18 protein-coding genes are annotated in these 23159 nt (G+C 30.5%); 4 read left to right on the top strand and 14 right to left on the bottom strand.

Annotated elements, in window-relative coordinates; genetic code table 11:
• Positions 1 to 146 precede the first annotated feature (146 nt).
• A complete protein-coding gene (locus I0K12_RS16610) occupies positions 147 to 1016 on the top strand; it encodes an SH3 domain-containing protein (protein WP_196889262.1) in 870 nt (289 codons plus the stop codon).
• A 67-nt stretch (positions 1017 to 1083) separates the two neighbouring features.
• Here the strand turns inward: I0K12_RS16610 and I0K12_RS16605 are convergent, their stop codons facing one another.
• Positions 1084 to 3393 (bottom strand): fibronectin type III domain-containing protein, encoded by a 2310-nt coding sequence (locus tag I0K12_RS16605; RefSeq protein WP_196889261.1) that lies wholly within the window; start codon positions 3391 to 3393, stop codon positions 1084 to 1086.
• Between the two features lie 280 nt (positions 3394 to 3673).
• Here I0K12_RS16605 and lepB point away from each other — a divergent pair, with 280 nt between their 5' ends.
• The 3 genes from lepB to I0K12_RS16590 are packed head-to-tail and all read left to right on the top strand — an operon-like array spanning position 3674 to position 7150.
• Positions 3674 to 4363 (top strand): signal peptidase I, encoded by a 690-nt coding sequence (gene lepB, locus I0K12_RS16600; protein ID WP_196889260.1) that lies wholly within the window; start codon positions 3674 to 3676, stop codon positions 4361 to 4363.
• A 27-nt stretch (positions 4364 to 4390) separates the two neighbouring features.
• Positions 4391 to 4786, top strand: coding sequence for a hypothetical protein (locus tag I0K12_RS16595; protein ID WP_196889259.1), 396 nt, complete (start codon positions 4391 to 4393; stop codon positions 4784 to 4786).
• Between the two features lie 3 nt (positions 4787 to 4789).
• Positions 4790 to 7150, top strand: a complete 2361-nt coding sequence (locus I0K12_RS16590; protein WP_196889258.1) for a TonB-dependent receptor — start codon at positions 4790 to 4792, stop codon at positions 7148 to 7150.
• 45 nt (positions 7151 to 7195) lie between these two features.
• Here I0K12_RS16590 and I0K12_RS16585 read toward each other — a convergent pair whose 3' ends face one another.
• From I0K12_RS16585 to cobM, 13 genes are all read right to left on the bottom strand, one after another.
• The gene (locus I0K12_RS16585; RefSeq protein WP_196889257.1) at positions 7196 to 7831 is read right to left on the bottom strand and encodes an NAD(P)H-dependent oxidoreductase; all 636 of its coding nucleotides are present in this window, start codon (positions 7829 to 7831) and stop codon (positions 7196 to 7198) included.
• Between the two features lie 41 nt (positions 7832 to 7872).
• Positions 7873 to 8640 carry a type 1 glutamine amidotransferase domain-containing protein gene (locus I0K12_RS16580; RefSeq protein ID WP_196889256.1) on the bottom strand — a complete coding sequence of 256 codons (768 nt, stop codon included), beginning with the start codon at positions 8638 to 8640 and terminating at the stop codon, positions 7873 to 7875.
• A gap of 79 nt (positions 8641 to 8719) precedes the next feature.
• On the bottom strand, positions 8720 to 9295 hold the full coding sequence (locus I0K12_RS16575) for a TetR/AcrR family transcriptional regulator (protein WP_196889255.1): 576 nt from the start codon (positions 9293 to 9295) through the stop codon (positions 8720 to 8722).
• Positions 9296 to 9370: 75 nt separating this feature from the next.
• Complete coding sequence (locus tag I0K12_RS16570; RefSeq protein ID WP_196889254.1) at positions 9371 to 10123, bottom strand: class I SAM-dependent methyltransferase; 753 nt, start codon at positions 10121 to 10123, stop codon at positions 9371 to 9373.
• Positions 10124 to 10221: 98 nt separating this feature from the next.
• Complete coding sequence (locus tag I0K12_RS16565) at positions 10222 to 10737, bottom strand: GNAT family N-acetyltransferase (RefSeq protein ID WP_196889253.1); 516 nt, start codon at positions 10735 to 10737, stop codon at positions 10222 to 10224.
• 40 nt (positions 10738 to 10777) lie between these two features.
• Complete coding sequence (gene cobA, locus I0K12_RS16560; protein WP_196889252.1) at positions 10778 to 11551, bottom strand: uroporphyrinogen-III C-methyltransferase; 774 nt, start codon at positions 11549 to 11551, stop codon at positions 10778 to 10780.
• 127 nt (positions 11552 to 11678) lie between these two features.
• A complete protein-coding gene (cobN, locus tag I0K12_RS16555) occupies positions 11679 to 15425 on the bottom strand; it encodes a cobaltochelatase subunit CobN (protein ID WP_196889251.1) in 3747 nt (1248 codons plus the stop codon).
• Positions 15426 to 15428: 3 nt separating this feature from the next.
• A complete protein-coding gene (locus I0K12_RS16550) occupies positions 15429 to 16736 on the bottom strand; it encodes a cobyrinate a,c-diamide synthase (protein ID WP_196889250.1) in 1308 nt (435 codons plus the stop codon).
• A gap of 123 nt (positions 16737 to 16859) precedes the next feature.
• On the bottom strand, positions 16860 to 18518 hold the full coding sequence (locus I0K12_RS16545) for an AAA family ATPase (protein ID WP_196889249.1): 1659 nt from the start codon (positions 18516 to 18518) through the stop codon (positions 16860 to 16862).
• 125 nt (positions 18519 to 18643) lie between these two features.
• On the bottom strand, positions 18644 to 19354 hold the full coding sequence (locus I0K12_RS16540; RefSeq protein ID WP_196889248.1) for a hypothetical protein: 711 nt from the start codon (positions 19352 to 19354) through the stop codon (positions 18644 to 18646).
• Positions 19351 to 20448 (bottom strand): cobalt-precorrin-5B (C(1))-methyltransferase, encoded by a 1098-nt coding sequence (locus I0K12_RS16535; protein ID WP_196889247.1) that lies wholly within the window; start codon positions 20446 to 20448, stop codon positions 19351 to 19353. The genes I0K12_RS16540 and I0K12_RS16535 overlap by 4 nt, the downstream gene beginning before the upstream one ends.
• A complete protein-coding gene (locus I0K12_RS16530; RefSeq protein WP_196889246.1) occupies positions 20441 to 21175 on the bottom strand; it encodes a precorrin-6A/cobalt-precorrin-6A reductase in 735 nt (244 codons plus the stop codon). Before I0K12_RS16530 ends, I0K12_RS16535 begins: the two co-directional genes overlap by 8 nt.
• 122 nt (positions 21176 to 21297) lie before the next feature.
• Positions 21298 to 23154 (bottom strand): precorrin-4 C(11)-methyltransferase, encoded by a 1857-nt coding sequence (cobM, locus tag I0K12_RS16525; protein WP_196889245.1) that lies wholly within the window; start codon positions 23152 to 23154, stop codon positions 21298 to 21300.
• Positions 23155 to 23159 lie beyond the last annotated feature (5 nt).

Here is a 23159-nt window from a genome sequence, read left to right as displayed (position 1 = left end):
TAGAATTAAGATTTGTTTTGTTACAATTTAAATTACAAAAATTTGATAACTACCTGAAAAACTTATTCTAATAATAGTTTTTGATCAAGTGTTTTTTAAAAAGAAAATCTATTTTTGTTAAAAATTTAACTTAAACTCAAAGAAAAATGAAAAAGTTTCTATTTCTTGTTTTAATACTAGTCGCAGTAAATACGCTAAATGCACAGAAATATTATACAGTTATTGCAAAAAGTGGTTTAAATATTCGAACAGAGCCAAATTTAAATTCTCAAAAAGTTGGGAAATTTGAATTTGGAGAAAATTTAGAATTAATAAAATCTTCTGGAATTACTTTTGATATTTTAGATGAAGGAAAAAAAGTAGTAGGAAAATGGGTGAAAATGCAATCTGAAGACGGGACGAATGGTTATGTTTTTAGTGGCTTTTTATTGCCTGCTGAAAGAAACCCAAAAGATGTTCCAGGTTGTGATCCAGATTTTGGAACTTGTGGTATAAAAGCTTCTAATGATTTTTTTGATTTGGAAATTTTCGATTTTCAAGGACAGGTTTATGAAATAAAAAATGACACACTTTATGTTGCTGATGAAATGAGTGAAATATCTCATAAATTGATTCATATTAAACCAAATAAAAAATACAAAAAAGTAAAGGTTTCTTATACGTATATGGAAAGAATGTATCCTTTTAATAAAATAGGATTAATTGAAAATAATACTGGTGAAGAGTGGATTGGAACAGATTCTTATAATGAAATAAAATATAATAAGGGAGCATTTTTTAGAGGTCCAAATTTAAATTCAGATAAAATTCAAAAAGAGAGAGTAAAGAAACTTAATTTGACAAAATCAGAATACTGGGGACATAATGGAGAAGGAGCTTGGGTTCCGACTTATAATTTTCGAGGAACTGTATATGCGTACTCAATTCCATATACACTTTTTAAGTTAATTCTTACAGATCATTCAGGAAATGAAACTATTAAATACATTCAAATTTCGAATCCTAGTGGTTGTTAAAATTATTGATAAAAAAAAGGCTTGAACAATAAAATTCAAGCCTTTCATTTTTATTTAGAAATTATAATTATTTTAAAATCAATTTTTGAGTAGATGTCTTATCTTTCGATGTAACCGTTACAAAATAAATTCCTTTTGAATTATTTCTTAAATCAATTTTATCATTAGTATTTACATTATTTTTACTTAAAATAATTTGACCTGCCGTATTCACTATTTCAACTGAAACATTTGCAGCATTAATATCTAAACTGAAAATTCCATTATTTGGATTTGGATAAATATTAAATCCAATTGCATTATCATTTTCGTTAATTCCAATATTTGCAGTTACAAAATCGAAAGGTCCAGCCCACTCACTTTGATTATCATCACAAATGGCTCTTACATAGAATTGGTATGCTGTATTGATTGTTAAATCAGCAATATTAGTTGGGTTATCAGTTGTAGCAGAAGTAGTCGGCGTTCCAGTCGGCGTAAATCCATCTAATCCTAATTCGATATCCCAAGAAGTAGCAGTACCATTTTCAGTCCAAGCTAAATCAACAGATTCATTTGTAATATTATTTGCCATTCCATCTGTTGGAACTTCACATGTAGTTACCTCTTCTAAAGTTGTAAAACTAAATGGTCCAGCCCACTCACTTTGATTATCATCACAAATAGCTCTTACATAGAATTGGTATGCTGTATTACTTGTTAAGTCAGCAATATTAGTTGGGTTATCAGTTGTAGCCGAAGTAGTCGGAGTTCCAGTTGGAGTAAATCCATCTAATCCTAATTCGATATCCCAAGAAGCAGCAGAACCATTTTCAGTCCAAGCTAAATCAGCAGAATTTATAGTGATGTTATTTGCAGCTCCATCAGTTGGTGCTTCACAAGGAGTAATTACTTCATCTAAAGTTGTAAAAGTAAAAGGTCCAGCCCACTCACTTTGCTCTTCACCACAAACATTTCTTACATAAAAATCATAAGAAGTTGATGCTAATAAATTATTTTCATTATGCGTAGTTGTAGTTAATCCAGCAGTTGTTGGAGTTCCTGTTGGCGTAAATCCAGCAGTTCCTAACTCAATATCCCAAGTATCCCCAGAACTAGTCCAAGATAAATCAGCAGAATCAATAGAAATATTCTCTGCTAATCCATCTGTAGGAGTTTCACAAGCATTATCTACAATGCTTATCGTATAATCTTCATATTCTAATTGATCATCCTCTCTACAAGGGTTTGAAGGGTTTGAAGAATAATAATCCACTACAATTCTCATTCTATAATCACCAACAGCAGTTCCAGAAGGAACTTCAATCGTACCAGTAAATGGCCCATTTTGATAAGATGTTGTATTGTAAAATCTTTCAGTTTCATTATCAAAAGTTAGATCGTTATTCCAATCAATCCAAACAGAAAAACCTGCAGTTCCTCCAACTATTTCAGCATTAAAATCAAAAGAACCTGTTGTTGTAGTTTGAACTGATTGCTCAGATCCGTCAAAATATCCTCCAGTTGTAAATCCAGATTCTAAATTAGAAATATTTGTGATACCGTTTGTTGTAGTAAAATTATTTACATAAGTATTTCCACCTGAAGATGAAGGTGTACAATATCCTGTTGTGAAAGTATATGGACCAACCCATTCACTTTGATCTTCACCACAATCAGATCTTACATAAAAATCATAAGTTTCATAAGGAGTTAATCCAGATAAACTCTCAACATTAGTTGTATTTCCAGTGACCATAGTTCCCGAACCTTGCTCAAAACCTGTAGTTCCCCATTCTACGTCCCAAAGTGTTGAATCATCAGATTCCGTCCATTCTAAGTCAGCAGAAGTTGTTGTTAAATTTGTAACCGTTAAATTAGTTGGAGCAATACAAAATGGACTATCGTATAATTGAACTTCTTCTACTTGATACATATCATCTCCACCACCACATCTTTCGCTCAGAATAATACGATAATGCGTGTATGCCGTAGAATTTTCAAAATTAAATTGTCTTGTAAAATGTCTTGTAGTAACACAAGGAATAGAACCCGTTGCAACACTTGTAAATTCAGTACCATCTGTAGAACCTAAAACTTCATATTGACCACCATCACGATCTGGAGCATCATTTGCAGTTGTAATTTCGATAGATTGCGCAATTTTAGATTCTCCACCTAAATCAACGGTAAATCCCATTCCGTCAGCACCATTAAAATCAAGATACTTATTCGAAGTTCCATCAATAGCATTTCCTACAGATTCGTTTGCAGGAGAATTTACGCTCCCAAATGTCTCTATAGACATATCAGAACTAAAAATAGCTGTTTGCGCACTGGCATTCCAACTAAAACAAGCAAGAGCAAAAGCTCCAATCAAAGTAGTTATTTTTTTCATATTTTTTGTTTATGATATAATATTTATACTCGAAAAGTTATTTTCATTTAATTTTTTTAAAGAGTTTAAATATATTGAAAAAAATGTTAAAAAAATAAGTATTTATACGTAATGTGTTAAAAAAATGATTTAAAGTTAATAAATGTAATTAAAAATTATTAAAAAGTATATTTGTAAAAGTTTTCGGTAGAGATTCGATTGTTAAAGAAAATGAAGTGGTTTAAAATTTATATAAATACAAAATTTATACATTTGACCGAAATAAATTAAAAATAAAAAAATGAACAAAAAATTACTTGTTAGGATTGGAATTGTTTTAGGTGGACTTTTGATTTTTTATCAAATATTACATAGCACTGCTGTTTTAAGAGTTTATACTGTACCAACTTCATCGAGTATGCCTACAATTAAAATTAATTCGAAAATATTAGTTTCTAATCTAGTTTCATATGATAGAGGCGATTTTATTTCTTTCAAAAGAGTTGACGAAATTATGGGATTGGGTGAAATTCATGTAATTTATAGAATGGTAGCAAAAGAAGGAGATATTCTTGAAATTAAAGCTGGAGAACTTTTTGTCAATGGGAAGAATTTTGATGAAAATTTAAATCTTCAACATTTCTATATTTTAGATAATGAAAAATTTGAAGAGCTTTCAAAAAAACATGATTTTTCAAATATTACAGAGAAGTTTAGAAATAGTGATGATAAAACAACTATTTCTTTGGATAAAAATTTTGCTCAAGAAAATAATTTAGAATCTTATATCCGAATGTCTAAAAAAGGAGCTGTAGATTCTGAAATTAAAAAGGTTTATGGTGAAAATTGGAATATAGATAATTTTGGTCCATTAAAAATTCCTCAAGGAAAATATTTTGTTCTAGGAGATAATAGACATAACGCTCTTGATTCTAGGTTTTTTGGTTTTGTTGATGAAAAAGATATAATTGGTACTATAATTAATTATTAATAAATTTAGTTGCCAAAAAATAAAAAAATGCAACAAAGATTTATTGAGAATAAAAGAAAGAGTACAGGAGATAGAATAGAATCAAAAAATATTGCGATTCCGAAAATTAGAGCAGAATTTTTTGTTCGATTATTTAGTTTTCTTGGTTTTGAGCCAGATGTAACGGAAGAAGGGTATGCTTTTTATATTCAAGATTCTGAGACTGGATTAAATTTCAGTGCTGAGCTTACAGGTTTTGGTCCTGGATATTTCTCTAAAGAAAATCCGGAAGAAGTTTTAAAAAATATAAAAGAGTTTGATCAATTGGTTTTTTCTGAGGATTTAGATTTAAAAGAAACATCTTTTTCTTATGAACATGATTTCGGAACGACTATTCTGGCTTATAAAAACAATGAAATTTTAGAAACTGATATTCCTGATTAAAAGATGAAAAACTTCTATTATTTCTTGTTTTTTATTCCAGTTTTTACTTTTTCTCAATATAGAATTTCTGGAAATATTGAGAACAGTCAAGGAAATCCGATGGATTATGCTGAGGTAGTTTTAAAACATCAAAATACTGGAGAATTAAAAAATACCATCTCAGATTTTGAAGGTTTTTTTGAACTAGAAAATTTAAAAAAAGGAAAATATCAACTGACGATATTTTATTTTTCAGAGAAAATCCATGAGCAAGAATTGTTAATCGATTCGAATTTGGATTTAAAAAAGCTTCAATTAAAATCAGAGATAAATCTAGAAGCAGTAGATATTACTTCGAAACCAAAATTGAAAAAAAAACTAGGAAAATATGTGTTGACTAATATTTCTGCTTCTAAATTTTCAAAAAATAAATCCACTTTTGAATTTTTAAATACAGTTCCAATTTTAGAAACTTCACACAATAATTCTAGTCTGAAAATTAGAAATAGAGGAGATGCTACAATTCTGATAAATGGAAAAAATGTTGGCTCAAATGATGTGGCTTTAAACATGATAAAATCTATTCCGGCTTCTGAAATTAAAAGAATTGAAATCATTAAAAATCCTGGAAGTGAGTATAGTGCTTCTAATAAAAATGGAATTATAAATGTGATTTTGAAAGGAAAAGATTATGAAGGTTTAAAAGGTTCTGTTAGTTTGAGTTCTTATCAGTCTTTCTATAATTCACAGCAATTTCGTAGTTTTTTGTCTTATGCTAAAAATAAAATTTATCTGACTTCAGGTGTTGCATTAAGAAATTCAAAATCGAGGTTGGATGCGATAAATAGTTATAAGAATTATGAAGCAAATCTAGAAACTGAAATTTTAAACTCAGAAATAAATAAAGAAAAGAGAATTAATCCTTATTTAAATTTTGAATATCAATTTTCGAAAGAAGAGCAAATAGGAGTGCAGTTCAATGCTGTTTTTTCAGATAAAAACTCTAAAAATCACACAGAAAATATTTTTAGAAATGTAAATGAAATTGCAATTGATTCTGTCTCTACGAGTGAAATTTTACGAGAAAATCCGAATTTTTTACAACTTTTCGGAAATTTAAATTATTATAAAAAAACAGATACATTAGGAAGTAATTTGCGAATTGATTTTTCTAGTTTTTATAAAAAAGAAGATGAAAAATCATATAACAATTTTAATTATGCATCGGATGTTTTTGATTCGTTTATTCAAAATCCAGCGATTGAAATTTCTATTTTAAACTTCAAGACAGATTATAACAAAGTATTCCAAAATGATGCGATTTTGAAATATGGAGTTTTAGGGAATTACAGTAAAATTAATAACGATTTTTTCTTCGGAAACTTTGAAAATCCTATCTATGTTTCAGATCCAAAGCAATCGAATAAATTTGACTATAAAGAATATACGATTTCAGCATATGCAAGTTACGAAACAGTAATTTCTAAAAAAATAGAAGGAGGTTTCGGTTTAAGATTAGAACATTTTTCTTCAGAAGGTGAAACAGAAACGGTAAAAAATGAAGTAAATATTGAAAATACATATTTGTTTCCAAGTTTGTTTTTACTTTATGATCCTTCAGATAATCATGAATTTACGCTAGATTTAGTTTCAAATATTATGCGAGCTCCTTATAGAAATTTGAATCCTTTTTTGGAATATACTTCACCAAATTCTTATCGAATTAGTAATCCGAATTTAAAACCAATTTTGTCTTATGAAGCTTTGTTGAACTATACCTTTTTTGATGATTTTAGTTTTGATTTTGAATATATCCATGACCAAGATTTATTCAATGATTTTGATGTTGTTTTACCAAATAACGATATCGAAATTCTGACAGATAATTACGGAAATTCCAATTCTTATTATTTAGGTTTTATGTATTCAAATACTTTTTTTCATGGAAATTGGAATGTTTCTACTACAACTGAATTTACTTATGATAATACCAATGGTGCCTATAATGGAATTAATTTAGATTATGAAAATAAAAACTTCACATTTAATCTGAGAAACTTCGTAAATCTATCTAAGAAAAATGATTTACAATTCAGTTGTGATTATGGTTTTACATCTACAAGTACTAATATTTTTGGAGAAAGAAATGCTTTACATTCTTTAAAAGTTACGCTGAGTAGAACTTTCAATAATTTTAGTGTAAACATCGGAGCTTATGATTTGGCAAGAGAAGACCTTATTTTGAAGGAAGACAGAGGCACATATTCATTTTATAAAAAGAAAAATTATTATAAAACAGCATACATCAATCTACGATATGATTTTGGGAAGAAAAAAGTAAAAAAGATTTATAACAAAAAAATAGAAGGGGAGCGATTGAAATAATAAAAACAAAAAACTCATGAACTTTCGCTCATGAGTTTTCTAAAATTATATTCTTGTAACCAATTTATCCATTGGTTTTCTTACTTTTTTCAAGTTTACTAACCAATCGTTGTCTGCATCTTTATATCCTAAAGGAAGCATCACAGCACTTCTTAGTCCTTTTTCTTTAAGACCTAAAATTTCATCTACATCATTTGGAGTAAATCCTTCTACTGGAACACTATCAACACCTTCATAAGTTGCTTGTGTGATTGCAGCCATCATTGCAATGTAAGCTTGTTTAGCAGCATGATGAAAGTTTTCATTCGCATCTTGATTTGGGTAAACAGCTAATAATTGCTGACGATAGTTTTCCCATCCTTCGTTTTTAAATCCACGAATTTCGTTTGTCAAATCAAACATATAATTGATTCGATCTTCCGTATAAGTATCCCAAGCAGCGAAAACTAATAAATGAGAACAATCCGTAATTTGAGATTGATTCCAAGATACAGGTCTGATTTTTTCTTTCACTTCCTGATCTGTAATTACAAAAATCTCAAAAGGTTGTAAACCACTTGAAGTAGGAGCTAAACGTGCAGCTTCTAAAATTCTTTCTACAACTTCTTCTTCAATTTTCTCTCCGTTCATTGCCTTACAAGCATAACGTTCTCTTAGTTTATTTAAAAAATCTTCTTTCATTTTTATGTATTTTATTGTCAACTATATCAAATAGTCGATTTTTATTTTGTTAATTTTAATAATAATAATTTTGCTACTTTTTCAGAAGATGAAGGGTTTTGACCAGTGATTAATAAACCATCTTCTATTGCATATGGCATCCAATCTTTTCCTTTAGAATAAATTCCTCCATTTTCTTTTAACATATCTTCAAGTAAGAATGGTACTACTTCCGTAAGCTGAACTGCAGCTTCTTCTGTATTTGAAAATCCTGTTACCTTTTTACCGTCAACAATATATTGTCCATTTTTTGTTTTAGTATTTTTTAAAATAGCAGGTCCATGACACACTGTAGCTACAGGCTTTTTATTTGCATAAAAAGATTCAATCAAAGAAATAGAAGTCGCATCATTTGCTAAATCCCAAAGAGGTCCATGTCCACCAGGATAAAAAATAGCATCATACTTTTTAGCATCGATATCTTTAAGCTTTAATGTATTTTTTAATATTTCATGTAAATTCTTATCTGAATCATATCTCTTTGTAGATTCCGTTGCAAAATCTGCGCTCAAACTTTTAGGATCTATCGGAGGTTGTCCTCCTTTCGGAGATGCAATTGTAATTTCAATTCCTGCATCTTTTAAAAGGTAATATGGTGTTGCAAATTCTTCTAGCCAGAATCCTGTCTTGTATCCTGTATTTCCTAACGCATCGTGACTTGTTAAAACAAATAAAACTTTTTTAGAATTATCTTTAGTTTGCGCTTCAGAATTTGCGAATCCTAGAAATAAAAAGATTATTATAGGTATTATTTTGATGTTTTTAAACATGATAATTGTATTTGAGGTTTCTTATTTATTTTTTATTATTTGGACGTCCGTCTAGTATTTGTTTTAAAAAAAACTCTAATTAGAGTTCTTTAAGTATTTTGATAAAATTTGCTGTGGCAGCATCTGTTTTTTCTATTTTTCTTCTTAATAAAGCTCCTTCATATGCGTCAAAAATAAAGCGAGCCAGATTTTCTGAAGAAATTTTAGAATTTACAGATGCATCTTTTTGTCCTGCTTCCAACAAATTTGTGATAGTTTCTGTTATAGATTCATAAATGGAATTTATTTTTTCAGAAATAGGAGTACTTTGGTTACATAATTCTTGTCCTAAATTTCCAATAATACAACCATTAAAACCAATTGGACCTTGTGAGTTTTCTGTATGATATTGAATCATTATTTCAAAAAGTTCTATCAGTTTTTCTTTAGAATTCAAAGAAGAATTAGTTACGATTTTAGTTTCTCTTTCTAGTTTGTTTGTAAAAAAATAATCTAAAATAGAAAGAGCAAAGTCTTCTTTGTTTTTGAAATGATAGTGAAAGGAACCTGTTGGAACACCTGCTTTTTTGGTGATTTCTCGAATACCTGTTGCATGATAAGATTTTGTAGAAAATAATTCCAATCCGATTTCTAATAGTTCTTGTTTCAATTCCATGTTGCAAATCTATAGACAGTCGTCCAAATACAAAAATATTTTTGAGAATTTAACATATGCTTAACTGTCAAAGTTTTACTTTTTTGTTGCAGAAAATCCAATCACAGGCGGGTCGCAAAGGAATTCTTTCCAAAATGGATTTCGAAATTGAGAATCTTCCATAGTGGTAAATTGCCAATTGAAATTCGTAAATCCAGCTTCTTCAAAACAAATATCATAAGTAGAAGGATTTAAATATCTCGTATCAAAACCACATTCTGTTCCGTCTTCATTATAAAGTGTTTGAAAAATCGGATCACCTTCTTTTCTACTTTCATATTGATTTACGGTAAAACCATATTTTTTAGTTTCTTCAAAATAAGTAAAACGATAAAAAGGACTAAAATTATAACCAAAAATTCTTCCTCCAGATTTTAAATTAGAAGAAATTGCATGTAACATTTCCAGAAGTTCTTCTTTTGATTTTGCATAGTTTAGAAGATAAACAGCGTTTACCAAATCAAATTCTTTTACTTTTTCCAAAGTCAATACATCACGAACCATATAACAACAACCTTGTGGTTTTTCTTCCTCTTGTTTTTCTGCAAGTTTGATCATTTCATCTGAAACATCAATTCCAAGAACTGCTTTTGCTCCATGTTCCATCAATTTTCTAGAATAATAACCATCACCACAAGCCAAATCCAAAATTTCTTTTCCAGAAATATCTCCAGCAATTTTGAATAAATTATATTCTTCAATCATTTTTCTATACAACAATTTCTTCGATTCTGCATAAGAAGATGCAATTTCGTTGTAAACAGGTTCTTTAGAATCTTTATTTTTCATGACTTTGAATTTTAGTTATTTAAATTTAGAAAAAGATTCAGAAAGTTGAAAATAATTAATGAAATCCTGAGTAAAAAATAATTCCAATAATGTATAATTTATTTTTCATAGTCATTTTTTTTCAATTTATAATACCTAGAATTTTCAATTCCTTTACAAGTATCGTGTTTCCAAAAATGCATTCCTAATTTTTCTAAAACTTTAATAGAAGCAAAATTTTCTGTAGCTACTCTTCCAATTATTTCATCTAATTTTAAAGTTTCAAAACCATAATCTAAAGTTGCTTTTGCAGCTTCTGTAGCAAATCCTTTATTCCAATGTTTTTGGAAAAATCGAAAACCAATATCCGTATAGTTTTCTTCGTTAAATTTCAAACCACACCAGCCAATAAATTCATTATTTTCTTTCAAAACAACAGCCCAACGACCATAACCATTTTTAGAATATTGATCATAATTTTCCAAGAATGTTTTCGCCTTTTCAATGTTATCAAAAGGAATATCTCCTGTAAATTTCAATACTTCTAAATCTTCATTTAGTAAAAACATATTTTCTGCATCCGAAACAGAAAATTCTCTTAAAATTAATCGGTTGGTTTCTAGAATTTTTTTCATGAGGCAATTTAATTAATGAAATATAAATAATGTATTTTTTTTAGATTTCATTTTCTAAAAAACATTCATAATATTCCTTCAACTTCGAACTTTCTCTAACCACTTCTCCAATAACGATAATTCCTGGTGCTCCTAATTCTTTTTCTTCAACAATCTCCACGATATTATCCATAATTCCAACACCATATTTTTCATTCTCACGAGTTCCTTCTTGAATCACAGCAACAGGAAGTTGACCTTTTCCTTCTTCTTGAAAAACCGAAACAATTTTTGGAAGCTTATGAATTCCCATCAAAATAACAACAGTTCCATTTACTTTTGTAGCAGTATAAATTTCATCACTCATTTTAAACTTTGAAGTAGTCGCAGTAACCACAAAAAAGCTTTCAGAAACATATCTTTTCGTTACAGAAATTCCAACACTTGCAGGGACACTAATCGCTGAGGTAATTCCAGAAATAGTTTCTGTTTCAATTCCAAATTGCTCCGCATAATCCGTTTCTTCCGTTCCTCTTCCAAAAACAAATGGATCTCCACCTTTTAAGCGTACAACATTTTTATGAGTTCTAGCAAATTCAACAATTTTCTCATTAATTTGATCTTGTGATAAATAATGTAAACCTTTTCTTTTTCCAACATAAAATTTTACAGCATTCGGAGCATAATCCAATAAATCTTTATTTACAAGTGCATCATACATTACGACATCTGCTTTCTCCAATGCTTTCATTCCTTTGATTGTAAATAATTCTGGATCTCCAGGACCTGCTCCAATTAATGTTAATTTCGATTCTATTTGTTCTTTATTTATCATGTTTGTTTTATAATTCCTTTTTTTTAAAAGGATTGGGGTAAATTGATGTTTTTTTAATTCTCCTCTTGAAAGGGCTAGGTGTGTGTTTTCTCTATACGTCAGCTTTCAGCTAGTAAGTACTAAAAAATCATTCCGTCAAACTTTCTCCTTCTAGATATAAATCTTCTACTTTCTTTTTTATTTCTTCCGTAGGATTTTCCCACATTCCTCTTTGCATTGCTTCCAAAAGTCGTTCACTCATATCTTTCAAAGCCCAAGGATTTACTTGTTCAATGAATTTTTTATTTTCTTCATTTAAAAGATAAGATTCCGTGATTCCTTCATACATAAAATCATCGATCAAGTTTGTTGTAGCATCATAAGCAAACATATAATCTAAAGTTGCAGCCATTTCAAAAGCTCCTTTATATCCATGTCTTTTCACACCTTCAATCCATTTCGGATTTACAACTCTCGAACGATACACTTTTAATAATTCTTCTTTTAAAGTTTTAATTTTTGGAGTTTCAGGTCTAGAATGATCTCCGAAATAAATATTTGGAGCTTCTCCTTTTGTAGTTGTCACAGCATTTGCCAATCCTCCTTGAAATTGGTAATAATCATCTGAATCTAAAATATCATGTTCTCGATTATCTTGATTTTGTAAAACAATTTCCATGGCTTGCAATCTATTTTCAAAAGATTCATGCGCAGAAACTCCTTTTCGATCTTTGCCATAAGCATAACTACTCCAATTGATATAAACTTTCGCTAAATCTTCTTGTGTTTTCCAGTTTTTCTCATCAATCACAGCTTGTAATCCTGCTCCATAAGCTCCAGGTTTTGAACCAAAAACACGATACATAGCTCTTTGTTTTGCTTCTTTTTCTGGTAAACCTTTTGATTTCCAATTTTCACTTTCTTCTAAAAATCTTTTTCGTATAGGATTGTATTCTAAGTCTTCCTCTAAATTCGCCACTTTTTCCACTGCAGAATTAAACAAAGAAATTACATCTGGAAAAGCATCTCTAAAAAATCCAGAAATTCTCAAAGTCACATCAATTCTAGGTCTTTGTAATTTCATTAAGGGAATAATCTCAAAATCCGTCACACGACGATTGGTATTTTTCCAAATCGGACGAACTCCCATCAGAGCAAAAGCTTGTGCAATGTCGTCTCCTCCTGTTCGCATCGTTGAGGTTCCCCAAACAGAAATTCCAATTGTTTCAGGATAATCTCCATTTTCTTGTAAATATCGTTCAATGATTAATTGCGCACTTTTTTCTCCCAAACGATACGCTGTTTCTGTCGGAATTGTTCGTACGTCTACAGAATAAAAGTTCCTTCCAGTTGGTAATAAATCCAATCTTCCTCTTGTCGGAGCTCCCGAAGGTCCTGAAGAAACATATGCACCATTTAGTCCTTTCAAAAGATTTATAGTTTCTTCTTTTGTGTCTAAAATTTTGCCTAAAGTTTCTGTTTTTATTTTTTCTAAAACAGTTTTTGTTAAAGGTAAATTCTCTGGATATTTATTTTGTTTTAAAACTTCTTGTAGATATGTTTTTGCTTTTAACTCTAATGATTCGATTACTTTTCCATAAGTTCGACATAGAGTTTCATCCACAGAAATCTCACATTTGTTTTCATATTTTTCTTCTAAAATATTATCCGAAATATTCAAATCTTTAGCCAAAGCCTGTGTAATTCCTATAGAATTATAACTCGGAACTCTGTGTAATGCAATCAATAAATCTTCCAATTGTTCGGCTTCTGGAGCTTTCCCAAAAATGTGTAAACCATCACGAATTTGTGCTTCTTTCAATTCACATAAATAACCATCCAATTTGACCAATAATTCATCCAAATCATCCGAATTGATTCCCAAATCTACATCTAGTTTTGTTTGTTTGATTAAATCGGCTATTTCTTTTTCAATACTTTTTGCTCTTTTAGTATCCAAAGAAGCTGCTTCATAATATTCTTCTGCCAAATGCTCTAATTGTACCATTTTACCATAACTCTCCGCTCTTGTCATCGGTGGAATTAAATGATCTAGAATCACCGCTTGATTTCTTCTTTTTGCTTGTGTTCCTTCTCCAGGATCATTGATGATAAATGGATAAAAATGTGGAATTGCATCAAAAATTGCCGCAGGAAAACAAGTTTCATTCGAAAGCGAAACACTTTTTCCTGGAAGCCATTCCAAGTTTCCATGTTTTCCAAAATGAATTACTGCATTGGTTTGAAATTCTTTTTGAACCCAAGTATAATAAGCCAAATATTGATACGTAGGAGCTAAGTCAGGCGAATGATAAATCGCTTGTGGATCTTGATTATAACCTCTGGAGGGCTGAATACTCACAAAAATATTTCCAAGTCGAAACCCTGGAATTATAAATCCTTTTTCCGTAAAATAAGGATCATCAGAAGGTTTTCCCCATTGGTTTTCTATTTTTTCTTTTAATTCAGAAGAAAGTGCGTTCCACATTTTCTGAAATTTTTCTAAAGGTAAAATAGCAGCGTGCGGTCTTGTATTGGTTGTTTCAATTGCGTTTGTAGTTAATTGTGTAAACCAATGCATCAAAGCAGTTCCATTTTTTGGAATGGCGTTTCCAACATCAAAACCATTTTCATTTAGACTCTTCAAAAATAAAGCACAACTTTCAGGAGTATCCAATCCAACTCCATTTGCTAAACGACTATCTTTATTTGGATAATTTGGTAAAATCAGTGCTATTTTTTTGTCTTTATTTTTTAAAGATTGAAGCTTCGCATAATTTTTTGCTAAAGAAACCGTATAATCACAAGCTGGTTGGTATGCTTCATATTTTAAAATAGAACTATCTGTCAAAGCTGTTTTTTCAATTTCTTTTTTGAATGAAATCGCTCGTCCAATGATTCTTCCATCAATTTCTGGAAGTGCAATATTCATCGCAATATCTGTTGGAGTTAAACCAAAAAGTCCTTCTTTCCATAAATCTTTATTCGTAGAAGAAAAAATCGCTTGAATCACAGGAATATTTAATTGATCAAAAATGAAATCTTTTTCTTCCATCATTTTAATCGTAAAACCTGTGGTATTTATAATAGAAGCAATCTTTCGTTTTCCATCAAAAGTCATTAGTTTTTTGACTTCTTCAAGAGTGTTTTTTTCTCTTAAATTATTAGCAAAAACAGTAAATACATTACAATTTTCTCTTTCAAAAGTTTTAGAAAGAACTTCAATTGGATCTAAATTTTCAGAAACAAAATGCGTTCGATATGCCCAAATAACCATAGTTGGTAATTCAGGATTTAAAAGAGTATTCAATTCTTCATTCGAAACAATTCCTTTTTGATGATGAAATAAGAAAAGTGTTGGAATTTCTTTTGTTTCATTTATTACATAATTTGTAGCAGAAATTTCATTGGAAATATATTTAAGAAGTGTAATCGCATTGTCTTTTCCTCCAGCATTAAAATAAGTATTGATTTGATGTAATTTTTCCAAAGAAAAACTAGAAAGTTGCATCAATTCGACATCTGGTTCATAGGCAGAAAGAAACACTACTTTATTCCCAACTCGCTCTTGCATTTCAGTTAAAGATTCAATCAAATAACCATAATAGCTCATTCCTCCAAGAAGTCTGCAAACCACAATTTTTGCTTTTTCCAAAACATCTTCCATGTAATTATCGATGGTCAATTCTTGTTTTAAATACAAAAGATTTGTCATTCGAAAACTCGGAACATTTCCATTTTCTTCTTGATGAAATGTTTTATAAGCTTCATTTAAAGTATGAAGTTCTGTATCTGCAGAACTCAAAAAAACAATATCTCCAGGTTTTTGTTCGATATAAAAAATCCCATCATCATCTGGATTCCAACCTCCAGGAATTGCTGCTATTAAATGCATATTTTATAGATTATAAACTAAATTATGTAATGTGTTTTTCTCTCCCCAATACAAGTGAACGTAGCTAGCTGTACAGTTTTTCTTTTTGAAATAATCCGTGTTTGTTTTTCGTTCTCTTGAGGTAAATATTTCCGCTATATTTTTTTCGGTGTTTTCTCCCAAATTCGAATAATGAAATTCATGTCCCCAAACAGAAAAGTTTTCAAAAACCACGTTTCGATATCCTAAATGCAGTTTTTTATTTTCCATACTTGTTTCAAAATCAAAAATCCCACACATTTCAAATTTTTCTCCTTTTGCGTTCACAATTTCTTTTCCCAAATACATCATTCCACCACATTCTGCTAGGATTCTTTTCTCTTTTTCAAAAGCATTTCGAATCGAATTTTTCATTTCTATATTTTTTGCCAATTGCTCCAAATACAATTCTGGATAGCCTCCAGCTAGATAAATAAGATCTGCTTCTGGAAGTTTTTTATCTTTTAGAGGACTGAAAAAAGTAACTTCTCCAAGTTTTTGAAATTGTTTGATATTTTCATGATAAGTAAATTGAAAAGCAGCGTCTTGTGCTATTGCAATTTTTATTTTTTTCTCTTGCTTAAAAGAAGGATTCTTTGTTTTTGAAATAGAATTTGAAGTATAATTTGTTGCCTTTAGAATAGCTTCAAAATCTAAATGTTTTCCAAGATGACTTGCTGCTTCCTCATATAAATCTTCAAAATCTTGGTCTATTTTTAAACCTAAATGTCTCGAAGGCATTTGAATTTTTTCATTCGTTGGCAAATAACCAAAACAAGGAATTCCAACATCTTCACAAGCTTCTTTTAAAAAACTAAAATGGGATTCAGAATTCACAAAATTGAAAATCACTCCAGCAATTTGGATGTTTTTATCAAAATTTTTCAATCCAAAAAGAAGTGGAGCAACCGAATAAGCAATAGCTTTTGCAGGTACAACTAAAATCAAAGGAAGATTTAATAATTTTGAAATTTCCGCAGCAGAACCTTTGTCTTTTTTTGCTCCATCAAACAATCCCATTACACCTTCTACAATCGAAATTTCCGAAGAATTACCATAGATTTCAAACTGTTCTTTCACATGTTCTTCCGACATCATCACAGAATCCAGATTGATACTTTGTAATCCTGAAGCTTTCGTATGATGAATCGTATCAATATAATCTGGTCCACACTTAAAAAGCTGTACTTTCTTATTTTGTTGCTTAAAATATCTAGCAAAACCAAGTGTTAACGTAGTTTTTCCAGAATTACTCCAAGGAGCCGCAATCATAAATCTGTTATTCTGTTTCATTTTAAAATTTATTCTATATGTTAATGCGAGCTTGTAAACATACTTTTGCTTTAAACTAAAATTTCGTGTACGAAATTTAATTATTCATTCCCCTCCTTTAAAAGGAAGGGCTAGGGGTGGTTATCATACCAATCTCACATAATCCAACTTCAATTCCTCCGCAAAATCTTTCGCTTTACCAAGTTTTACAAAATCATTTTCAGTATCTACAACAGTTGTTTTATGTAAAAATCGAAGGTGTTGTTGAAATATTTTTTTTGCAAAAGTTTCAGGGTTTTCATTTCCATGATTTATTTTTCCATCCGTGAAAACAAAAAGTTGAATTTGATTCTTTTGTAAAGATTTGATCAATGTTTTTACTTTTAAAAATGCATCACCAAGATTTGTTTTTCCTTTGGTTTTAAGATTATTTCCTAATTCCAAAATAGTTTTCCAATCTTGTGTAAAAGGATGAATTATTTTTCCAATTCCATCTTGAATCGCCACCAAAGCATAAGAGATTTTCTGAAATTTCTTTTTTTCTAAAGTGTTTTGAAGCAAACCTTTTACAAATGAAATCTGTTTTTCAATAGCCATAGAACTGCTACAATCCACAAGGAAAACGATATAAGAATTCGCTTTGTTATCTAGTTGTTTGTAATGTATTTTTACTTTAGAAAACAATAATTTATGTTGAATTGTTTTTAGTAAATCAATCTTTTTGACATCTTTCCCTTTAATAGTTTGTTTTGGTTGCGTAAAGTTTTGATTTGAAAATAAATTTTTTTTATCCGAAACTTCTCCAGAAAATTGCAATTGAGAAAGTACATTTTCTGGCAACTGAAAATCTTCTTGGGAATGAGAATTTTGATTGTTTTTTTGTTCTTGATTTTGATTTTCATCTAAAGAATTATTATTAGAATCTGAATTGTTAGAATTTTCAGAGTCTTTATTTTTTGCTCTATGATTTAAAACAAAATCCTTGATTCTTTCTAAATTTTCTTTACTTACTTCTGTTTCCTTTTTTAAAGCTGTATAAGCTCTTGCAGTTTTTAATAATAAAATATCTGCACGCAAACCTTCAACTTCTGCTTCTAGTGCAATTTTACTTGCTAATTCCATTATTTCTTCAGGAATTATAATTGAATTCAATCTTTCTTTTGCTGAAATAATTTCCTCTTTAAGTTTATTTTCCGCTTCTTTTTTAGATTCATAAAAACTCTCAGCATCCAAATCGAAAGCTAATCTATTTTTGGTGATTTCTTTTCGAAGTACTAAATCTTTTTCCGAAGAAATCTCCACACTTAAACCAAAACGATCTACAAGTTGCGGTCTCAATTCCCCTTCTTCTGGGTTCATAGAACCAACTAAACAAAATCTACTTTCTAGCCATTCAGAAATTCCTTCTCTTTCCAAATGATATCCTCCAGAAGCAGAAGCATCCAAAAGAGAATCCATCAAATAATCATTCAGCAGATTGATTTCATCGACATATAAAAAACCACGATTTGCTTTTGCCAACAAACCTTTTTCTAAAATCATTCGTTTTTCATTGAATAAAACTTCCAGATTCACATGTCCCAAAACTCGATCTTCAGTTGCTCCAATTGGTAGATTTACGAAAGGAAAATCAGCTCCCATCAATTGGCTCAATGCACGAATTGTCGTAGTTTTTCCAGTTCCTTTATCTCCATAAACCAAAACTCCACCCAACATCGGGTCGATGAGATTTAATAAAAGGCAAAGTTTAAAATCTTCTTGTCCAACAATAGCTGTAAACGGAAATTGTATTTTAGGAATCATATTTTTATAGTTTTAAATAATAGATGTTTTCATAATTAATAAACTAAAGAAATTAAGTTCCCCTCTTGAGAGGGGTTAGGGGTGTGTAAGTTTTTTAATCAATAGGAAATTGAACATAGCCGAAATCAAGCTAAAACTGTATTATAAAACAGTAATGCTCCAAAAAAGATAGAAAGCAAACCAACAATTCCATTTAACCACTTAAAAATGGCAAGGTTTTTCTCAATAAATCTACTCATCGTAAAAATCAAAACATAAGTATATGCAGCCATGGAAACAATAATTCCGATAGATTCCACCACAAGAATCATGATAGCATCCGAAAAAGTTGCAGCACTTAAAATCAGCGCAGAAGTCAAAGCTCCTCCAGTTCCTGCCAAACCATGAAGCATTCCAACCCAAAAAGAACGATTGATTGGATTCATCGCGATTTCTTCACCAGATTTTCCATGAAGATGAATAGCATTTGTAGTGTGTTCATGTTCCTCAATTTTCTTATGATCTTGCATCATTTCATTGATTTTATGATTTCTTCGAATTGCATCAATTCCAAGCCAAACCATGATTGGCCCAACAGAAAATTCCGCCCAAAAAGAAATGTCATGAACAAAAGCTTCCAAAGTAGTTTTAAACAAAAGCGCAATTCCTCCAAAAAGTAATAAAGTCAAGGAATGTCCATAAGCCCACTGCGAAGCAGTGAACAAAACTTTCCAATTGGTTTTCTTTTTCTGAATAGCATTTTCGGCAGCTAAAACCGAAACTGCGGAAATATGATCTGGCTCGAAAGAATGTAAAATTCCAGCCAAAAGTGGTCTTGTGAAATTAATAAAACTCATGTTTTTTGATAGTTGATTATTTTTCCATCACTTGCAATTAAGTGAATTGTTAATTGAATATTTGGCGCTAATTTTTTACAATGGAAATAGCAGTTTTCTAAAAGTTTTTGGTAAAAAGGTTCTGTTTGTTCAAAAGGAAAAATTTCGGTTAATCTTCCAGCCATGTTTAAGTCTAAAATTTGCTTTGCATGACTTTCTGAGTAGTTTGCTTCTTTGGCTAATTCATAAATAAAATGTTTATCCCAAAGTGTTTTTCCGCTGTGTGTATTTAATCTTCCTTGTGCTAGTTTTGCAGCTTTTCCTAGCATAATTCCCATAAAAACCTTTTTGATTTTTGGCGAAATATTTACTTTTTCAAAAGTTTCTTGAATCCAGTTTCCATAATGAATACAAGAAACTTCCGAAATATTTGGATAGATATTTTTTAAATATTTTTCGCTTCTTCCACCAGAATTAATCAGTAATTCAGATGAATTATTTGCAATAGCAACATCAATTCCTCGTTGAATACTTGCGATGTAAGAGCTTGCAGAAAATGGCGTTACAATTCCAGTAGTTCCAAGAATCGAAATTCCACCTAAAATTCCCAAACGAGCATTCAAAGTTTTTTTAGCCATTTCTTCGCCATTTTTTACAGAAATGGTAATATCTACACCTTGATTCAAATTATGATCTGCAATGATTTTTTTACAAACTGTTTGCATCATTTTCCTCGGAACAGGATTGATTGCTGGCTCTCCAACGCTGATTTGTAAACCAGGAAGTGTTACTTTTCCGACACCTTTTCCTTGAAGAAAAACAATTTCTTTATTCGAATTCAAAGAAACAGTGGCGCTGATTTTTGCTTTATTCGTAACATCTGGATCATCACCAGCATCTTTGATAACAGTTGCTGTTGCTTTCTCAGAATCATAAGCACAATAAATCATTTTGAAAAGCACTGTTTTTCCTATGGGAAGTGTGATTTCCGTTTCCATTATTTCTTTTTGTAAAACTAAAGATAAAAGTGCAGCTTTTGTAGCTGCTGTTGCGTTTGCACCAGTTGTGTAACCAGAACGTAAAGGTTTTTTAGGAATTTCTTGTAAATCACTCATGGAGAAAAGGTTTTAATTGTTCTACACTTTGAATATACTTGTATTTACTCGAAATTTTTGGTGTTTTTAAAATGAATAATGGAATGTTTAATTCTTTTGCTATTTTGATTTTTACATCTAATTTTCCTGAGAAACCATTTTCTTTTGTCAATAATAAAGAAGGATTTTCTTTTTGGATAAAAGCGATTTCTTCTTCATAATTTTGAGGAATTCCAAAACGAAGATTTTCTTTCGGAAAATTTGATTTTTCAGCAACTTTTCTAGAAATATCTCGGTCTAAAATTCTAAAAATAGAAGGATGTTTTTTCCAAATCGTTTTTAGTTTTTCAATCGTATTTACTCCTGTAAAGGATAAAATTTTAGTAGGAGAGAAGCTTTCTATTTTCTGAATGAATTCAGGATAATCTTTAGCATAAAAAAGTAAAGGATTTATTTCTTCAGGAAGTTGTTTTCTCTCAAATCGAACTAAAGGAATTTGTATAGCTGCTTCTGCAATTTCTCTATGAAGATTTTCAGCAAAAGGATGCGATGCATTGATGATTAAAGAAATATTATTTTTTAAACAAAAAGCTGTTATGTCAGAGGAATTCATTGCACCGAAAACTGTATTTCCTTTTCCAGAAAACGATACTTCAGTTTTTGTAGAATAGAAATAAGTTTTTCCTATCTGATCAAGATAAGTTGCCACTTTTTTTCCTTCTGTAGTTCCTCCAAATAGTAGAATCATTTTGCTTTTTGTTTTGAACTAAAAATTGAGTGAAGTTGAAGTTTATTTAGATTTCAATTTTGCCCAATTTCTAGTTATGATTATTGTAATACACACCCCTAACCCCTCTCAAGAGGGGAATTTTAATTATTCGAAGGTGTAATTTTCGTTTTCTTTCTAAAAATATGATGCCAATTGTCACCGTATAACCAAGAGCGGTTTTTACGAGCTCCCACAGCTTCTCCAACGACAATTAGAACTGTTCTTGTTAGTTTATTATCTTTAATGATACTTGTTAATTCTTCCAGTTTTCCTGTCCAAACTTGCTCATCTTCCCAACTCACACGATACAATACCGCCAGAGGTGTTTCTGAAGGATAGTGTGCCATCAGTTGTTTTTGCACTTTTTTGACAATCCCAGCGCTTAGGAAAACACACATTGTTGCTCTGTGTTTTGCCATTTCTTCTAAATTCTCGTGTTCTGGCATTGGCGTATTTCCTTCTCCACGAGTAAGAATGATACTTTGTGTAACTTCCGGAATGGTAAATTCCGATTTTAAATAAGCCGCAGCTGCTTGGAACGAAGAAATACCTGGAACGATAAAATAATCGTAACCTCGCTCATCAAAAAGCGTCATTTGCTCTTGGATTGCTCCATAAATCGAAGGATCACCGGAATGCAGACGAACGATGAATTTTCCAGCTTTGTAGAAAGAATCCATGATTTCGAATTGTTGTTCTAAAGTCATCGAAGCAGAATTTCTTACCAAAGCACCTTCTTTTGCAAAATGTGTTAATTTCTCAGGAACTAAACTTCCAGCATAAAGAACACAATCAGCTTTTTCAATCAGCTCTTTTCCTTTGATGGTAAGTAAATCCGGATCACCAGAACCTGCTCCAATAATTGCGATACTTGCTCTTCTTTCAAACTTAGAATCAAGACTAATTGCAAGCGTGAATTTTTTACCAGAATCAACAGTGATTTTGGTTTTTTCTAATAACCAATTTTGATTGTTGGAAAGGAGAGAAGCACTACTTTCTGAAACGCTTGGAACTCCAACTTTTTCGATTACTTTTTCTGAAGGATTTGGAGTTGAAATCGAATCTAATTCTTCTGCTGAAAAAGTGCTGAAATTCCAGTTGTATTTTTTACAAATATCCAAGTATGCTTTTTCGTTTTCTTTGATAAAAGCAGAACCTAAACTTGCGATACTTTCTGGAGCGATATTGTTTTTTTCTAAATTTTCTAAAAGAGCATTTTCGAATAAATCACTTTCAATATCTTTTTTACAACCACTTCCAAGATGTAAGCATTTTGGGTAATATGCGATAAAAGGAATTGTGGAATTTATCTTTTCGTATCCAACGTAAAGTAATAATTCAAATTCATTTGGGTTAAGATCTTGTAAATCATAGAATATGGAAATATTCTTAGGTGTTGATTTTTCAAGAAATTCGGTTCCTTTATCTTTTACTTTTAATACAAGTGCTGTTTTTTTATTATTGATAAATAGTGAAATACACTCATTAAGTGAAGTGTTGGTTTGATAAGTCCAGTTAAATTCTTTACTAATAGTGTCTAAAGACCATTTATTTTGATTGTCACTTGAAGTACTAATTACAGGAGTTGCTTGCAGGATTCTACTGATTTGCTCTGTCATTTTATTAGCCCCACCTAGATGTCCACTTAAAACAGATTGTGCGAATTTTCCTTGATCATCTACATTAATTACAGCAGGATCTGTTGTTTTATCTTGAATGAAATCTGCGATGCTTCTTACACAAATTCCAAGTGCTCCAACAAAAATCCAATGTGTGAATTTGTGGAATTTATCCGCCATTACATCACTTGTTTTTTCAAAGTGAAAACAGTTTTTTTGAGCGTAATTTTCTCTTGTTGTAAAAACCAAACTTTTATGAAATTCAGTTTGTAGTTTTAGCGCAATTTCAGTTCCCGAATCGGTAAAACAAATGATTGCTATTTTTTTATTTTCGTTCATGTTTT

Source organism: Aureivirga sp. CE67 (genome assembly GCF_015767245.1).
GTDB lineage: Bacteria > Bacteroidota > Bacteroidia > Flavobacteriales > Flavobacteriaceae > Aureivirga.
The sequence above is the reverse complement of the archived record's forward strand: the minus strand, read 5'-3'. Positions and strand labels throughout refer to the sequence as shown.

What these genes read in the sequence shown, in the direction of transcription:
- I0K12_RS16610 (WP_196889262.1), top strand. Translation starts at nt 147, where the DNA reads ATGAAAAAGTTTCTATTTCTTGTTTTAATACTAGTCGCAGTAAATACG.
- I0K12_RS16550 (WP_196889250.1), bottom strand. Translation starts at nt 16,736, where the DNA reads ATGAAACAGAATAACAGATTTATGATTGCGGCTCCTTGGAGTAATTCT.
- I0K12_RS16565 (WP_196889253.1), bottom strand. Translation starts at nt 10,737, where the DNA reads ATGAAAAAAATTCTAGAAACCAACCGATTAATTTTAAGAGAATTTTCT.
- I0K12_RS16570 (WP_196889254.1), bottom strand. Translation starts at nt 10,123, where the DNA reads ATGAAAAATAAAGATTCTAAAGAACCTGTTTACAACGAAATTGCATCT.
- I0K12_RS16575 (WP_196889255.1), bottom strand. Translation starts at nt 9,295, where the DNA reads ATGGAATTGAAACAAGAACTATTAGAAATCGGATTGGAATTATTTTCT.
- cobN (WP_196889251.1), bottom strand. Translation starts at nt 15,425, where the DNA reads ATGCATTTAATAGCAGCAATTCCTGGAGGTTGGAATCCAGATGATGAT.
- I0K12_RS16595 (WP_196889259.1), top strand. Translation starts at nt 4,391, where the DNA reads ATGCAACAAAGATTTATTGAGAATAAAAGAAAGAGTACAGGAGATAGA.
- I0K12_RS16530 (WP_196889246.1), bottom strand. Translation starts at nt 21,175, where the DNA reads ATGATTCTACTATTTGGAGGAACTACAGAAGGAAAAAAAGTGGCAACT.
- cobA (WP_196889252.1), bottom strand. Translation starts at nt 11,551, where the DNA reads ATGATAAATAAAGAACAAATAGAATCGAAATTAACATTAATTGGAGCA.
- I0K12_RS16605 (WP_196889261.1), bottom strand. Translation starts at nt 3,393, where the DNA reads ATGAAAAAAATAACTACTTTGATTGGAGCTTTTGCTCTTGCTTGTTTT.
- cobM (WP_196889245.1), bottom strand. Translation starts at nt 23,154, where the DNA reads ATGAACGAAAATAAAAAAATAGCAATCATTTGTTTTACCGATTCGGGA.
- I0K12_RS16590 (WP_196889258.1), top strand. Translation starts at nt 4,790, where the DNA reads ATGAAAAACTTCTATTATTTCTTGTTTTTTATTCCAGTTTTTACTTTT.
- I0K12_RS16580 (WP_196889256.1), bottom strand. Translation starts at nt 8,640, where the DNA reads ATGTTTAAAAACATCAAAATAATACCTATAATAATCTTTTTATTTCTA.
- I0K12_RS16535 (WP_196889247.1), bottom strand. Translation starts at nt 20,448, where the DNA reads ATGAGTGATTTACAAGAAATTCCTAAAAAACCTTTACGTTCTGGTTAC.
- lepB (WP_196889260.1), top strand. Translation starts at nt 3,674, where the DNA reads ATGAACAAAAAATTACTTGTTAGGATTGGAATTGTTTTAGGTGGACTT.
- I0K12_RS16545 (WP_196889249.1), bottom strand. Translation starts at nt 18,518, where the DNA reads ATGATTCCTAAAATACAATTTCCGTTTACAGCTATTGTTGGACAAGAA.
- I0K12_RS16540 (WP_196889248.1), bottom strand. Translation starts at nt 19,354, where the DNA reads ATGAGTTTTATTAATTTCACAAGACCACTTTTGGCTGGAATTTTACAT.
- I0K12_RS16585 (WP_196889257.1), bottom strand. Translation starts at nt 7,831, where the DNA reads ATGAAAGAAGATTTTTTAAATAAACTAAGAGAACGTTATGCTTGTAAG.